At 35.5% G+C, this 15,261-nt stretch carries 18 protein-coding genes; 10 read left to right on the forward strand and 8 right to left on the reverse strand.

Annotated features, from left to right (window positions below; translation table 11 throughout):
• Nucleotides 1–5 precede the first annotated feature (5 nt).
• The 3 genes from BTHG_RS06790 to BTHG_RS06800 are packed head-to-tail and all read right to left on the reverse strand — an operon-like array spanning nucleotide 6 to nucleotide 3,254.
• Nucleotides 6–1,082: a LolA family protein gene (locus BTHG_RS06790; RefSeq protein ID WP_148361149.1), complete on the reverse strand. Its 1,077-nt coding sequence runs from the start codon at nucleotides 1,080–1,082 to the stop codon at nucleotides 6–8.
• Nucleotide 1,083: 1 nt separating this feature from the next.
• Nucleotides 1,084–2,547 carry a sensor histidine kinase gene (locus tag BTHG_RS06795; protein WP_010283430.1) on the reverse strand — a complete coding sequence of 488 codons (1,464 nt, stop codon included), beginning with the start codon at nucleotides 2,545–2,547 and terminating at the stop codon, nucleotides 1,084–1,086.
• A complete protein-coding gene (locus BTHG_RS06800) occupies nucleotides 2,544–3,254 on the reverse strand; it encodes a response regulator transcription factor (protein WP_010283431.1) in 711 nt (236 codons plus the stop codon). The genes BTHG_RS06795 and BTHG_RS06800 overlap by 4 nt, the downstream gene beginning before the upstream one ends.
• 158 nt (nucleotides 3,255–3,412) lie before the next feature.
• Between BTHG_RS06800 and BTHG_RS06805 the strand changes: the two genes are divergently transcribed.
• Nucleotides 3,413–4,279: an SDR family oxidoreductase gene (locus BTHG_RS06805; RefSeq protein WP_010283432.1), complete on the forward strand. Its 867-nt coding sequence runs from the start codon at nucleotides 3,413–3,415 to the stop codon at nucleotides 4,277–4,279.
• A 92-nt stretch (nucleotides 4,280–4,371) separates the two neighbouring features.
• Here BTHG_RS06805 and BTHG_RS06810 read toward each other — a convergent pair whose 3' ends face one another.
• On the reverse strand, nucleotides 4,372–5,703 hold the full coding sequence (locus tag BTHG_RS06810; protein ID WP_010283433.1) for an alpha-amylase family glycosyl hydrolase: 1,332 nt from the start codon (nucleotides 5,701–5,703) through the stop codon (nucleotides 4,372–4,374).
• 222 nt (nucleotides 5,704–5,925) lie between these two features.
• On the opposite strand from BTHG_RS06810, the gene BTHG_RS06815 reads away from it, so the two are divergent.
• Together BTHG_RS06815 and BTHG_RS06820 are read left to right on the forward strand one after the other, a co-directional pair.
• A complete protein-coding gene (locus tag BTHG_RS06815) occupies nucleotides 5,926–7,296 on the forward strand; it encodes an MATE family efflux transporter (RefSeq protein WP_010283434.1) in 1,371 nt (456 codons plus the stop codon).
• Nucleotides 7,297–7,566: 270 nt separating this feature from the next.
• Nucleotides 7,567–8,130, forward strand: a complete 564-nt coding sequence (locus tag BTHG_RS06820) for a DUF2777 domain-containing protein (RefSeq protein ID WP_010283435.1) — start codon at nucleotides 7,567–7,569, stop codon at nucleotides 8,128–8,130.
• Nucleotides 8,131–8,165: 35 nt separating this feature from the next.
• On the opposite strand, the gene BTHG_RS24420 is transcribed toward BTHG_RS06820, so the two are convergent.
• From BTHG_RS24420 to BTHG_RS06835, 3 genes are all read right to left on the reverse strand, one after another.
• Complete coding sequence (locus BTHG_RS24420) at nucleotides 8,166–9,866, reverse strand: putative bifunctional diguanylate cyclase/phosphodiesterase (protein WP_010283436.1); 1,701 nt, start codon at nucleotides 9,864–9,866, stop codon at nucleotides 8,166–8,168.
• A 132-nt stretch (nucleotides 9,867–9,998) separates the two neighbouring features.
• Nucleotides 9,999–10,358 carry a YisL family protein gene (locus tag BTHG_RS06830; protein ID WP_010283437.1) on the reverse strand — a complete coding sequence of 120 codons (360 nt, stop codon included), beginning with the start codon at nucleotides 10,356–10,358 and terminating at the stop codon, nucleotides 9,999–10,001.
• 136 nt (nucleotides 10,359–10,494) lie between these two features.
• Nucleotides 10,495–11,400, reverse strand: coding sequence for a fumarylacetoacetate hydrolase family protein (locus tag BTHG_RS06835; protein ID WP_010283438.1), 906 nt, complete (start codon nucleotides 11,398–11,400; stop codon nucleotides 10,495–10,497).
• 226 nt (nucleotides 11,401–11,626) lie between these two features.
• On the opposite strand from BTHG_RS06835, the gene BTHG_RS26160 reads away from it, so the two are divergent.
• Nucleotides 11,627–11,794 carry an aspartyl-phosphate phosphatase Spo0E family protein gene (locus BTHG_RS26160; RefSeq protein WP_010283439.1) on the forward strand — a complete coding sequence of 56 codons (168 nt, stop codon included), beginning with the start codon at nucleotides 11,627–11,629 and terminating at the stop codon, nucleotides 11,792–11,794.
• Nucleotides 11,795–11,810: 16 nt separating this feature from the next.
• Here BTHG_RS26160 and BTHG_RS06845 read toward each other — a convergent pair whose 3' ends face one another.
• Nucleotides 11,811–13,007 (reverse strand): DUF418 domain-containing protein, encoded by a 1,197-nt coding sequence (locus tag BTHG_RS06845; RefSeq protein ID WP_010283440.1) that lies wholly within the window; start codon nucleotides 13,005–13,007, stop codon nucleotides 11,811–11,813.
• Nucleotides 13,008–13,220: 213 nt separating this feature from the next.
• Between BTHG_RS06845 and BTHG_RS06850 the strand changes: the two genes are divergently transcribed.
• The 6 genes from BTHG_RS06850 to BTHG_RS06875 all read left to right on the forward strand — a co-directional run bounded on the left by BTHG_RS06850 (nucleotide 13,221) and on the right by BTHG_RS06875 (nucleotide 15,258).
• Entirely contained in the window at nucleotides 13,221–13,442 is a 222-nt protein-coding gene (locus tag BTHG_RS06850) for a spore germination protein (RefSeq protein ID WP_010283441.1), read from the forward strand.
• Nucleotides 13,443–13,456: 14 nt separating this feature from the next.
• Nucleotides 13,457–13,711, forward strand: coding sequence for a spore germination protein GerPB (locus BTHG_RS06855; protein WP_010283442.1), 255 nt, complete (start codon nucleotides 13,457–13,459; stop codon nucleotides 13,709–13,711).
• Nucleotides 13,712–13,781: 70 nt separating this feature from the next.
• The gene (gerPC, locus tag BTHG_RS06860; protein ID WP_010283443.1) at nucleotides 13,782–14,411 is read left to right on the forward strand and encodes a spore germination protein GerPC; all 630 of its coding nucleotides are present in this window, start codon (nucleotides 13,782–13,784) and stop codon (nucleotides 14,409–14,411) included.
• Nucleotides 14,408–14,587: a germination protein GerPD gene (locus BTHG_RS06865; protein ID WP_010283444.1), complete on the forward strand. Its 180-nt coding sequence runs from the start codon at nucleotides 14,408–14,410 to the stop codon at nucleotides 14,585–14,587. Before gerPC ends, BTHG_RS06865 begins: the two co-directional genes overlap by 4 nt.
• A 6-nt stretch (nucleotides 14,588–14,593) precedes the next feature.
• Nucleotides 14,594–14,974, forward strand: a complete 381-nt coding sequence (locus BTHG_RS24425) for a spore germination protein GerPE (protein WP_010283445.1) — start codon at nucleotides 14,594–14,596, stop codon at nucleotides 14,972–14,974.
• A gap of 65 nt (nucleotides 14,975–15,039) precedes the next feature.
• On the forward strand, nucleotides 15,040–15,258 hold the full coding sequence (locus BTHG_RS06875) for a spore germination protein (protein ID WP_010283446.1): 219 nt from the start codon (nucleotides 15,040–15,042) through the stop codon (nucleotides 15,256–15,258).
• Nucleotides 15,259–15,261: the final 3 nt, after the last annotated feature.

The following is a 15,261-nucleotide window of genomic DNA, read 5'->3' on the forward strand; positions in this document are numbered from 1 at the left end:
TCCACCTACATTTCATTATTCAGTTTCATATTCTCCGTCATTTTGAGCACCGCTTCTAATTGAAGATCTGGGTTCTGAATAAGGATAGTATAACGTAGACCATTTTCATCCCAACTTAAAGCGTTGATGAAATCATCATATTCTGCATTTTGACCACGAACTTGCCATTCTCCAGGTTTAATTTCCGTTCCTGCTTCTTCGGGAGTTGGAAAGGTTGAAACTAATACTGAAGGGATTCCCTCGTTAAAATAATAAACAGTGATCTCTGGACGATTGACTATTCCTTGAAGATTTACTATTTCAACATTTTCGACCTCCATGTCTTCTCCTGAGAAAACAAGGAATGGTTGTTCTAATGCCGCTTGCGCATCTTCAAGTGACCCAAAGGAAGGCTCAAGATTTGATTCAATTGGGGTAATCGTCACATTTTCAGGTATATCTAATGTGAAGGTATCCTCCTTAAAGTCAGGTGAAAAATCGAGTACCTTGTATTCAAATTCAGATTTTATTTCTTCAACAACCGAAACAGATTTCACTACAAACCATGTTTTTTGATCAATCCAAAGTTCAACTTCCCCAAATAAATTAGAATCTGTATTTGGTGTTGCCTTTATATGATAAACATTTAAATCCAAAATTTTTTCTTCACCAACTATTTTATATTCATGAGTTTTTTTAATAGCTTCTAGCATCGTCATGAGTTGTTCTTTAGGTGAGGCTTCTAGTAACGGGTTATCCTCTTCTGTTATATCGATACTAAAAGCTGTTTCACTCCCTGTTTCATAGGAAATAACTTGGTTTCCGTCGTTTAACACATATGCTTCAAGATCATTTGTATCACCTGTTGTAATGATTTTCCGTTTACCGTCTTCTGCAGCATACTCTTTAAAACTAGCATTTTCAGTGACCTCTCCATCTGTCGTAAGTTTTATGACACCCTCTCCATAATAAGAAAGCTTACTTTCCTTTGCCGATAAGACTTTTGTGACAATTCCTTCAGATGACACAGCCATATCCCCCTTACAGGCCGATAACAGGCCAGTTAATAAAATAGCACTTAGTACGACTAGTTTTTTTCTCAAGTTATTTCCTTCCTTCCTCAATCCAGCAAGCAAGTAATGTTCCTTCTTTCTTCGCTGACCAGATTCCAATTTTTCCATTTTGTTGTTCCATTAACATTTTTGAAATACTTAGTCCAAGCCCAGAACTTCCCCCATTATTTCTAGCACCTTCTGCCTGATAAAATGGTTGAAAGACTCTGTTTATATGTTCTTTTGGGATTCCTTTTCCCTCGTTTTGAATCAAGATAACTGTACCGTTCTTTCTCCAAACCTCAATGTCATTATAAAATTCTTTAAATACCCATTCTGGTAATTTGGTGTCACTTGAAATGGCAGCAAGCCAAATCCGATTCCCTTTTTCCGTATGTCGAATCGCATTACCCATTATGTTATCTACGACCCTAACCATTTGCTTCGGATCCAGCTTATAAGACTTTTCTACAAATTGTGTAACCAGTAGTGAGATCCCTCGTCGATTACACGGTTCGTCATATCCAGATAATAGCATGTCAAAATACTCTTCCCCATCAACCTCAACAAGCTCAGCTTGTTGTTTAGAGGATTGTAACGCGGTATACATGGTCAAGTCATCAAGCATTCGTTTCATATATTCGAGCTTCTCAAATAAAATCTCTTTATATTCTTTCCTTTCATGTTCGGAAAGTGTTATATCATTTTGTAATGCCTCAGTATAGGCACGAATAACCGTTAATGGTGTTTTTAAATCATGTGATAATGATGCTACAATAAATTCTTTTTCCTTTTGTTGAACAGCTAGAGCCTCTTGCGTTTGATCAATCTGTGCTTTCATTTTCCAAAAATGTTTTATTAAATCCCCTATTTCATCATTTGATTCCCGTGTCTGATTAGATAGTTTCTCTCCATTTGCAAAAGCTGTCATTTGTGCCTGCAAATAGCTTAAAGGTCGATTCAATTTTCGGTTTAATAGTATCACTACAATGATATAGAGTAAGATAATAAAAATACTGAAGAATACTCCTAAAAGCATGTAGCGATTCGTTACCCCTTCAATCCAAGCCTCCCTCGCAATCGAAATTTCAAAAATTCCAATGACATCACCATTAGCAACGACTGGCTTTTTTAAAGTAAAGGTACGAGAATTCTTTTGAAGATCATTTAGATTTCTATATACTTGTTCAATATTTATCGTTGAAAACCCATATGAACCTAGACTAGGCAAACTAGAATATACAACAACACCATCTGATCGATATAATGTTATTTTGATAGATTCGTTAGTCAGAGCTTGAACTGTCTCAAACTGTTCTTTTGGTTGAAGTTCATATAATTTAGGATCTAAAAGCTGTGACTCAATCTCTTCCATCTTATTAGTCATCTCAACGTATTCAACAAATGCTTGCTTTTCATCTAGATTACTTAAACTGACATATAAGATGTAAAGCGCCACAACTGGAAGTAGCATCACGATAAAGAAACTGACCAACAGCCATTGTTTAATTTTCATACGCTTTGCTCTCCTATAAAACGATAACCGACACCCCACACTGTTTGGATATACTTTGCGGAGCGTGTTGCGTCCCCTAATTTTGTACGCAAGCTTTTAATATGAACAGTGACTGTATTATTTCCATCGACATCTTCCTGCTGCCAAATATGCTCGTAGATTTCTGTCTTCGAAAAGGTTTGTAATGGATTTTTTGCTAACAAGAACAGTAATTCTCTTTCTTTGGAACTCATTTGGATAATATCCCCATCTAAATATACAAGGTCATTCGTGAAATCGATTGTCAGTCCTTTCATATAATGGATGCGATTGTCATTGGCTATTTTATTGTTATATCTTCTATACCGTCTTAAATGGGAGCTAATTCTAGCACTTAATTCCTCAAGACTAAATGGCTTCGTAACATAATCATCTGCGCCAAGATTTAAGCCTTTTATTTTGCTTTCTTCCTCATTTCGTGCACTTAAAATGAGAAGTGGAATTTCACTTTCCAATCGAATGGTTTTACATAATGTATACCCGTCCATTTCAGGAAGCATTAAATCAATTAAGACAAGGTCATATTGAACCTCCTTAAAATCCTCCCACCCTTCTTTTCCTGTAGATGCCCATGTCACGGTATAGCCTTCTTTCCGTAAATGGTCACAAACAATACGGGCAATTTCTTTATCATCTTCAACAAGTAAAATATTTTCAGGTTTTTCCATGGATAACCCCTCTTTCAATCTATTTTCATTATAAAGGATGTTCTGGAAGGCTATTTAATTTTTTATTTTTACTTAATAATTGGACCGAATGTATATTCAAGACACATTTATTAAAAAGTAAGTAACGTACATTTACAACATAAAAAGAGGTGTTTAGTTTGTCTAATAATCAAGAAAAACAAGTCTTACCCCCGCAACATCAAAATCACCAGCCTGGAACAGAAACTGAAATGGTACCAAAACCAGTCTCGGAAGATCATTCCTATCAAGGCAGCAATAAACTTAATAATAAAGTTGCCATCATTACTGGTGGTGATAGTGGAATTGGTAAAGCAGTTGCGATTCATTTTGCGAAAGAAGGCGCAAATGTTGTCATCGTTTATTTAGAAGAGCATGAAGATGCGAAGGAAACAAAGCGTCAAATTGAAGAAGAAGGACAGAAATGTTTGCTTTTATCCGGTGATATCGGAAAAGAAGAGTTTTGCGAAGAGATTATAAAGAAAACAATTGATACATTTGGACAGCTAGATATTTTAGTCAATAATGCAGCTGAACAACATCCACAAAAGAGCATTGCCAATATTTCATCTGAACAGCTAGAAAAAACATTCCGAACCAATATTTTTTCTTATTTTTATTTAACAAAAGCTGCTCTTCCCCACTTAAAACAGGGTAGTTCGATTATTAATACAGCTTCAGTAACCGCATATAAGGGCAATGAGCAGCTGATTGATTATTCAGCAACAAAAGGGGCCGTTGTTTCATTTACACGCTCACTCTCCATGCAATTAATTGGAAAAGGAATTCGGGTAAATGGAGTGGCACCTGGCCCGATTTGGACACCACTTATTCCATCCACTTTCCCAAGTGATCAAGTTGCGAAATTTGGCTCGACAACGCCAATGAAGCGACCAGGACAACCTGAGGAGGTAGCACCAAGTTACATTTTTTTAGCAAGTGATGACGCTTCCTATATGTCAGGACAAATACTTCACGTGAACGGTGGAGAAATCGTTAATGGGTAAAAGAAAGCATCATCCCTCACCGGATGATGCTTGTTTCTATTTTGGTTTGGCATTCCCATGTCGTCTTTTATTTAAATAAATGAAGCCAATCATTAACACTGGTACGATAAATACAGCAACGAATAGTGTATAGTAATTTTCGTAGTGTCCCGAACGAGAAATACTTCTGAGATATCACGATTCACCACAACATGAAATTCATCCTCTGTAGGTCGAATGAGATCTTCAGTTATCAGTCCAGTTAACTCCTTACCTTCCCCAACCTGATCAGTCGTTAAGGTAAAACTTTGTGTTTTCGTCGTATTATTAATTGCAACAAATGCCGTTTGCCCTTCATACTCTCTTTTAAAAACAAGCAAACCTGCTTCATTTTTCACCAATTCAATTGTACCTTTTGTTAATGCAGGTACACCTGCACGTACCTTTGAAAGTAAAGTAATATATTCAACTAACTCTTGGTCGGTACGAAAATCCATCAACCCAAGATTGTCTGGTGGCTCGCTACCATTTAACGCAATTTCCGTACCATAGAAAACCATTGGAATTCCAGGTGTTGTATACAAGTACGTTAATGCAGATTTAATTCGTGGAGCCGGATGCTCGTTTGCTTCAGTAGCAAAATAAGTAAATCGAACTGTATTCGTGTTATCAATGAATTTGATTAAAGAATTTGGATTTTTAAAAGCTTGATCCTGCTTCCAGACCTGTTCCACATCATTAAAATCTTGGTCTGGCACACTAAAACTTGTGATACCTTCATATGGCAAAGTATTAAGAATGGAATCAAGACCAGCTGTTTCAAGATCTTGTAAATGGCTCTTACTTGAAGATTCTCCAATTAGGATAAAGTCTTCTTTTTCCGCTTTAAGAGCAGTAGATAGTGAAGTGATAAATTGCGGTGAAACCCCATCAACAAGATTTATTTTATATCCATCTATATTGGTCTCTTGAACCCACCATCTTGCAGCACCTACTATTTCATCATCTAAAGAACCGGCATTTGATTCAATGCCAAGATCAAGAATAATCTTCATTTCTCTTTCATGGGCTTCGGTTACCAATGTTTGTAAATCTTCAGATGTACCAAAATGCTTATTGATTTCACGTCTGTCTTTTACCATATAAGGATAAAAGGTCGTCGAATTATTTTCAAAGACAGGTGATATTAAAATCGAAGTAAATCCCATATCCTTTAGGTAATCAAGCCTACTCGTAATCCCTTGGATGTCGCCTCCATGATAGGATGTTGGATTGGTACGGTCCACATCTAGATCATTTGTACTGTCTCCATTATTGAAACGATCTACCACGATGTAATAAATGCTTTCTTCCTCAATTGACATATTGGATGCTGCAAAAACAGGGGTGGCTACAAAAAGCAGTAATAAAATAAGTAAAGCTACTATGTATATCTTTTTCTTCATCATTTAACTCCCATCATCATTGTACTATCATAGATTAAAGTAACCTTTTCCCTTCTCAAAAGTCAAATATAACAAGCGTTTGTTCATATTTTGTACAAATTTATTAACCTTATATTTTAGTAAATAAACGAAACTTTTTCTAAAAAAATATATATTCTTTCTTTCCAGATTCTGTGGTAAACTAAAGGAGTTTTCATTCAGGATCCTAAAGGAGTTGACAGCTTGGATACTTCTATAAATACGAAAAAGTTAACATTGTTTGCTTTGACATGGCCCATTTTTATTGAATTATTACTACATATGTTGATGGGTAATGCCGATACACTTATGCTAAGTATGTATTCCGACAACTCGGTTGCAGCAGTCGGAGTTTCAAATCAAATCTTGTCATTAATTATTGTCATGTTTGGGTTTGTTGCAACTGGTACGTCTGTTTTAGTTGCTCAGCATTTTGGTGCTAATAATGAAAAAAGTGCAGCTGAGGTTGCAGTTGTATCCATCTTTGCTAACCTCGCGTTCAGTATTGTTTTGAGTCTAATCGTTTTTATCTTGAGCAAGAAGCTTTTATTATTAATGGATTTGCCTATTGAATTATTAGATGAAGCAGACAGCTATCTTCGAATTGTGGGTCTTTTTTCTTTCCTCCAGGCCCTTATTATGACTATTGGTGCTGTCATTCGAAGCTATGGATTTACTAGAGACACCATGTACGTAACAATTGGCATGAATATTTTGAACATCGTCGGGAATTACATTTTTATATTTGGCCCGTTTGGATTGCCAGTTCTCGGAGTCGAAGGGGTTGCGATTTCAACGTCTTTTAGTAGATTAATTGGGTTACTTGTTATTACCTATCTTCTTATAAAACGCGTAAATCATGGGCTTCCATTTAAAAAGATTTTCACTTTACCAAAAGAACATCTGCAAAATCTACTTAAAATTGGAATACCATCTGCTGGGGAACAGCTTTCCTATAACTCTTCCCAGATGATTATCACTTATTTTATTACGATTATGGGGACCCAAGCACTTACGACAAAGGTATATGCACAAAATTTAATGATGTTTATTTTTCTTTTTAGTATTGCAATAAGTCAAGGAACACAGATTTTAGTTGGACAAATGATTGGTGCCCGACAAATTAATGATGCATATCAAAGAGCATTAAAAAGTTTAAAGCTGGCAATCTTTATTTCTGCAGCAATGGCTGTTATTTTCTCATTCTTTAAAGAGCCACTTTTATCCATCTTTACAGATAATCATGACATTATTAAAACCGGTAGCGTCCTTATCCTTTTAACGATTATACTTGAACCAGGACGCGCCTTTAACCTTGTCCTTATTAACGCCTTAAGGGCGGCTGGTGATGTTAAATTACCGGTTTATATGGGGATTCTATCGATGTGGGGAATTTGTGTGCCAATAGCATACTTTTTGGGCATACACTTCGAACTAGGATTAGTCGGAGTCTGGATTTCCTTTATAGCGGATGAATGGATTCGCGGAATAGTCATGCTTTGGAGATGGCGTTCTCGTGCATGGGAAAAGAAATCATTTATTACACCAGCTAAAACTACAAACATAACAGCCTGATTCCGTCAGGTTGTTTTTTTATGCAGGAAACAATAAAGAGGAGCAACTGCTCTCTCAAAAGTCACAGTTATAAAATTCCAATCTTTTGTCTAAAAAGAGGATAACATACCTAATCAAATACACCTTGGCGTAATTGCCTGCCTGATTTTTTTCGAAACTACTCGTAAAATTTTTTTTGAAAATCGTGGCATTCGCCGAAGGCATAACTTTACTCAGTCAATACTTCGACTTAATAAAGTTAATAATACAGCAATGGATGGAGGATTGGATTTGGATCTACAACAACGTCTTGGCAGCATAAATGAACAGAAACGCTCTTTTATCACCGGTACAACCGAATGTATCAATGACCAATGGATCTTCTTTGATGCTGAAACAGATGAAGCATCAATGCTTGAAGAAATGATTGGGAAAGAAGTTGAAGTTTTTACTCTGAATCGGTGGGAAAAAGGTATTTTTGTTGAGGATGGCCTTATCCAAATGGATGACTATTTTTATAAACTATCTAATGGAGATTGCCTCCGTTTTCGCAAAAAGTTAACTCTTGCGTATAAGGAATTACTTGAGGGTTTTTCCGAGGACCAATTTTTACGGTTTACATCAACTTTAAATAAGCTTTCGTTCTCATTATATGATTGTATTCATTGTCATAATCAATTGATGTATCAGGTCGAGAGTGGAGAAAATGAGGGTGTGAATTTTATCATGTTTGATAATACGGAAATGATTCTATCCGTTCACCATCACTTTTCACGAGGAAAATTTAAAAAGGATCGATTTGAGTTTACGTTATCTAATGGGAAAAGGGCAATTCTTTCAACACTATGCAAATAAGAATGGGCGGTCTACATAACCGCCCATTCTTTTTCTTACAATGCTTTAAGTTTAGTTAATCCTTTTTCAAAGTCCTCACTCTTCATTGGCCGATCGATATAAAAACCTTGGGCATAGTGACATTGGAGTTCCTTAAGTAATGCAATCTGCTCATCGGTTTCAACACCTTCAGCAACCACCTTTACAGAAAGTCCATGCCCCATTGTAATAATCGCCTTCACAATTGCAATATCTGAAGTATTGACCTTAAGGTTATTAATAAAGGTGCGATCGATTTTTAGGGTATTGATGGGCAAGTCCTTTAAATAACTCAAAGAAGAATAACCTGTTCCAAAGTCATCAATGGAAACCTTGACACCGAGCTTTTGTAACTCCTTCATGACAATTACACTGTGTGAAATATTTCGCAGCATCACACCTTCTGTGAGCTCAAGTGTTAAAAATTGAGGGGGAAGACCTGTTGCTAATAAGGCTTCCTTTACCTCATTGATAAAGCTCATTTGTTGGAATTGATTAGCCGATACATTAACGGAAATTGTTAAGTAATCATACCCCATATCATGCCATTTTTTATTTTCCTGACATGCCTTTCGTAAGACCCATTTTCCAATTTCATGGATCAAACCTGTTTCTTCAGCTAAAGGGATAAATTCTCCAGGTGAAACGAGTCCTAATTTTGGATGTTCCCACCTAATGAGTGCTTCGGTGCCATAAACCTTTCCTGAAGATAAATCAATCAAAGGCTGATAACATAAATGAAATTCTTTTTTTTCAAGTGCTCTCCGTAAATAACCTTCAAGCTCAAGCTTATACAAGACTTGTTGATTCATTTCTGTTGAATAGAACTTCATTTTATTGCCGCCTTGATGTTTTGCAAGGTTCATAGCCGTATCCGCATGTTTAAATAATAGCTCAGTAGTAATCCCATCATTTGGGTAAAAACTGGCACCAATGCTCCCCGTTAAAAAGAACTCACGTGCTTCATACATGATTGGTTTAGAGATATCTTGCAAAAGACTTTGTCCAAGGTCAACAATTTTGTCAATTTCAACACCATCGGAAATCAGAATGGTAAATTTATCACCACTAAATCGTGCCAGATAACTTCTTTTTGGAAGTATCCTTTTGATTCGATTTGCAAGTTCCTTTAAAATAATGTCCCCCGCATAATGCCCAACTGTATCGTTAATAATTTTAAACCGATCTAAATCTATAAATAATACTGCTAATTTATTATTGCTCTTTTTCTTTTTAAACCTTTGTACAAATTCCTCAACTTGATTTGTAAAATGTAAACGATTTGGTAAGCCAGTGTCTGCATCGTAATAGGCTAAGCATGCAATTTTTTCTTCAGCCTTTTTTTCATAAAAAGCCTCTATATCTTTTAAAGAATTATGTATGGATTGGGTTAACGCTGTAAACGCATGCAAGTCGTCTGTTTCAGATAGAGAGAGAATGGCCGTCATTAGTTTTGTATCTGGAAAGACAGTACAGGATATTACAACACTGTTCGTTTCCATCATTCCAACCTGGAATTCCTCATTTATGTTCGGCCCTAATATTGTAGAATCTGGCAACCATTCAGTTAATCTAATCACTATATCTTGTATAAATTTTTCATCTATAGTTCTGGAAAAAAGTTGTATCAGTACATTTTTTTCAGCAGAAAGTTGGTGTTTTTCTACAAATTCATTAATTTCATTTATACTTTTACAAATTATGCTATAGGTTCTCAATATGAGATTCACCACTCTTTTTTTCACTGTTGAAGTATGTATTTCTATTCATAAAGATAGCATAAAATTATGTCGAAAAACACAGAAAAAAGAGAAAAAGCTGCCTTAGTCAGCAGCTTTTTCACAAAATTTTTAGAAATGCCATATTCCTAGTGGAAGTTTCATTCCTAATCCAATTGTTAATCCTAATACAACAATGAACAATATCCAGAATAGTCCATTTGATTTCCCTTTACTTGAACGTGCTAAAATCATTTCCATGAATCCAATCGTTAGCACACCTAGAATTGCTTTTCCTATGTATTCACCGTCAATTGTAACCCCACTAAACAATAGAAGAAAACCAGTTACTAAAATGAATAAATAAAACAAACGTAAAACCATTTTTACAATTTTTTGGGACTTTTCTTTTCCTGCCTTATTCAGAATTGTTGCTGCTATAACAAATAGAATGATAGCAACTGCCCAAGAAGTGATATGTGCATGTGTCATGTACTACTCCTCCTTTTCCTTTCTCATTCAGGGATTATCATAGCATGTTTATTGTAAAAATAAAAAGATTCTATCTATCCTTTTTCACTGTTCACATAGTAAATATGTCATAATTGTGACATAAAACTTCTTTTCATTATTCTTGAATTTTATTTCGTAAAGTACCTAGATTGTCAATTGTAATTTCAATTAAATCTCCTGCCTTTAAAAAGCGTGGTGGATTAAAGCCTTTACCAACTCCAGAAGGTGTACCTGTTGCGATAATATCACCGGGTTCTAAGGTCATACCTTGTGAAATGACAGATATAATGGTTTCAATCGGAAATATTAACTGACTCGTGTTCCCTGACTGTCTTACCTCACCATTTACTTTTGTTTTTACTGACAAGTTACTTGGATCCGGAATTAACGATTTATGCACAAGCATTGGTCCCATCGGACATGTCGTATCTAAGCTTTTTCCAAGAAAAAATTGCTTATGTCTAGATTGAATATCGCGAGCTGTAACATCGTTTATGATTGTATATCCAAACACATACTCGAAAGCTTCATCCTCTTTAATACCTCGCCCTTTTCTACCAATAACAACCGCTAGTTCACCTTCATAATCTAGTTGCTCTGTTACATTTTTATGGTTCAAGACAATTTCATTTGGACCGACAACTGTCGTTGGTGTTTTTGTAAACATTACGACATGGTCAGGGATATCCTTAGCACTTCCCATTTCAATGACATGGTCAGCATAATTTTTACCGACACAAAAAATATTTTTGCTTGGTCTTGGGATTGGTGCCTTTAATGTAATATCACTAATCGAATCAATACAATCATTCTCAGGATGTTCTTGAATCCACTCTTCAATTTGTCGAATCCTCTCAAGAAACTTATCTCCTTGCGCAATAGCTTCAATCATTGTTTCTGGAATTATCGTTGTGTTATCGATTTGCTTTTCAGCGAGATTCACATCGATTACTTGGTTCATCTGCTCGTTTACAATTCCAATAAATTGTTTTCCATTCTTTTCAGCCGTTACTAACCTCATTATCATCACCTCTTATGTATTCTGTTTATGAATTCTATATTACTTGCTGTTATTCCTCTTTTATATTTTTGTAGAACTTTGTATTATTTTGCAATATTATAAGAGGTTTTAGCGAACTTGTTTTATTCTCTCTAAAGGCAGGTATAATAATAGTACAAGTCTTGTATATACTACTTTAGTCTAATGGTTCATAAAGAAAATGTACTAAAAAAATGGAGAAATGAAAATGTTCATGTTGAAAATTGCAATTGAATTAAAGCGCCGAAAAATGACAACTTTAGCTAATCGGCACGGCTTTACTGCTTGGGAGACAGTAAAGTGTAGTCAAGAACTAGATCAATTATTGAATATTTATCAAAAGACAAAACAAAAGAAATTAAAAATGGTGAATTAATAAAGCTATTCGCAAATTAGCGAATAGCTTTATTTCTTATGTCCACCTTCATGCCATAAGTTAATGTTCTCCAAATCCATTCAAATGGTCCAAATCTAAATTTTTTCAGCCAAAGGAAGCTTAGTATGATTTGCAGAATGTAAATGCCGATGGTGAGAAGGAAGCCTGTAAATAACTCGATTTTCCCATATAATCCAAAACCATATCCATAAAACAAAAGCGTGCAAACTATGGATTGAAACAGATAATTACTTAATGAAAGTCTTCCAACAAAAGCTAGTGGAGATAAAAGTTTTTTCCATATTGGCACCCTCATTAATAGGACAACCGTTGTTGCATAAAATAAGGCTGTACCCGGACCTCCAATTGTATCTTGTAAATAATCTGTTGCAGGATTTTTATCTGTAAAATACGGTAGTAGCTTCATTGGGACTCCAATTACAAAGGAAATCAGCCAAAGAATTTTTACTTTTTTTACATCCTCGTCATGGCCTTCAAACCATTTTTTCTTGGCGATAAATGCACCCAAGAGAAACATCGGTAACAACGTAATCACTAAAGCAAAGATGCTTGCTACATTATTCACGAAATACCAATCTTGGAATCTCTGAATAGTAATCTCCCAGAATCCACCAGTTGAATAAATTTCCACTGATTTTAGTGCAAGCTGCTCATTGTACAGAACTGAATTTATGCTTGGCTCGAACATAATCGCTACAAACATTAGTCCACCTAAAAACAAATTTGGTACAAAGATAAGAACTAGTGCCCAGATTAGTAAAGTGATTGGTTTTGCCTTATGAAACAATAATAAAATTGCCCCTACTACGGCATATGTAATTAAAATATCACCATGCCACACAAAAAATGCGTGTAAACATCCAAACAGTAAAAGTACCATTAATCTTCTTGTGATCAATGGATAAAAAGAATAACCCTTAGCTAGTGCTCTTTCCTTAAACAGAATCATGCCAAATCCGAAAAGAAACGAAAACAGCGTATAAAAACTTGCTTGGGCAAAAATATCAATGAAATTATTTGTCCACTGGTTCAGTTCTCCAGTCCACCATGTCTTTGGATTTAAATAAAGAATTGGCGCAAAAAACGAAGGCATATTCACGAAGAAAATACCGAAAATCGCTAGCCCCCTTATAACATCGAGGGATTGAATTCGCTCCGCTCCCATTACAGGGGTTAATCGTTCATTGTTCATTCGTATAGCTCCTTTAATTTTCCTCTATTTGATTATAAGAGAAGCGTCTAGAAATCTCTAGAATAATATTCCAAAAATTGAATTAACACGTTATTCCCTCATCCCCTAAATCACACCTTCTGGGTGTTTATCATAGAATATCGTAATCGCATCTTTATGTAGCAACTTACTATTTTGTATATTTTTTAATTTGATATTTAAAGGGTGTTCAATATGCCAGCAATTGTTGGAGCAATAAAAATAAATAGCATTGGGAATAGCAGTGTAATGAATGTAGGGGATGTTTTTCAAATTGCACCTGTTACTACTGCCAAAACATTCGCTGGAGCTGGCTCATTTAATACTGGGAATGGAACTCGTATCTTTAATAATCAAAGTGTAACCAACTCATATGATGTGGATACAATCGATAGTGTCAATGTCGGTAACGCCTAAGGGGGTATAAGCAAATGAATTTTTATATAAATCAAAGTATTTGCATCCAAACGTTAAGAGTCGGAAGTGTTGCAAACTCATCTGTCTTACAAATTGGAAGTGCGGGAATTATTCGGCCATCTGCACATCTGTATAATACAGGGGGTTTTACTAAACCAGCTCCCCAAATTACAAAACAAAATATGTTAGAAGCACCAGCTGTTCCTTTAGCCGGCGCATCAGGAACAGCTGGAGTAGCCCCTGTAATTGGTGCAACAGGAGTAAGATAATGGGCATTCACCCAATCGTTCTTACCTGCATAGAGTAATCTATAACAGAGTTTTAGAAAGGGTGAATGCTATGTATCCTTATCATCATTGTGTGTCTTCCTCATATATTCAGAATCTGTATCAGTATATCCAACAACAAAACGTACGGATTAATCAATTAGAGCAATCACTTCAACAACTTCAAACGGAAATAGGAGAATTAAAGAAGCAACCATCCACCCATATTGAGAAAGTTGAATATAAATTTGATCAACTAAAAGTTGAAACTTTAGAAGGTACTTTAAACATTGGGTTAAATCCATTAAATGGGGAACCAATTGAAGACTTCTCCGTTGCTCAAGGAAAAATGAACATTCCAGATATTCGGCATGTCCATAAAGAACTACTTGGTGAGATACAAGACAATATCGATGAATATTTATCAAATGAGGGTCCGGTACTTATTGAAGGTATTGCTAATCAGGAAAGAACGGATATAGAAGAAGGACACTCAGGCTTTATCATTGAGGATATTCAGAAACAAATTCCTGACCGAATTGTCCATTATCTAGGTCAATATCATGGAGAGCTACAAAATCCATCAAGAGAAGCGGAAGTGTACCAAAACATTATCAACCATATCAAAAACGACATCAAAAATTCAGTTACTGGATATATTCAAAATTTGCCAAAAAACACGAAAAGGGAGAATGAGACGTGAACTTTACCGTTGTAAATAAGGAATTGCAAGTTGGACATATTGATATTGTCGGTGTTTCAACATCGGCTGTTTTTATTATTGGAGATGCACAAACCATTTCTATGGCTTCTGCTTTTGATACTCCACCTGAATCTTTAATCATTGGACCATTTGTTCCGCTAGCTCCAGAGAGTTGATGTACATTGAAAAGACTATCGGTAGTAGACTATATTCAGATAACTGCGGTTCTGTTTAGTAGTATAGTTGAGATTGGTGACACTAGAAGAATTGCTCCTTTTTCCCAAGCACTTGCTTTTCAAAAAGAAGTCCCATTATTTTTTTCAAATGAAGGAAGTTTTTCGGCATTTCCATTTTTTAAAAGGGAGCTCCCCAAAGTAACAATTGAAGACGAAATAAATATGAATACTTTCCATCAAAATCCTGTTATCAAAGTCAATACTGTTAGAATACTCGGTATTTCCTCTTCATCCGTACTCCAGATTGGATCAACTGTAGAGATAGAGTCAAAGTCTAAAGTAAAACATATTCGAAAATTATTAGAACACCAGACCATTGAAAGATAGTTCACTAATTTTGTATTTTCACATAAAGTAATAGCATGAAAATGTTTTTTAAAGGATGACGCTATATGCCCTCTATTGTTGGACCTATAAAAATAGTAAATGTCGGTGGTGGAGTCGTGAACTTCGGTGACTCCTTCTATGTTTCACCTAAAGATACAGCGAAGACCTACTCAGGGTCAGGATCATTTAATACCGGAGATTTTATCTGTACGAATAATGGATTAAATTCCACAAACACAAATGACGAAGATTTCGCAGATCAATTACTAAAAAATAATGCTTAATAA

Origin of the sequence: Bacillus timonensis (assembly GCF_000285535.1) — a bacterium.
Classification (GTDB): Bacteria; Bacillota; Bacilli; order Bacillales; family Bacillaceae_L; genus Ferdinandcohnia; species Ferdinandcohnia timonensis.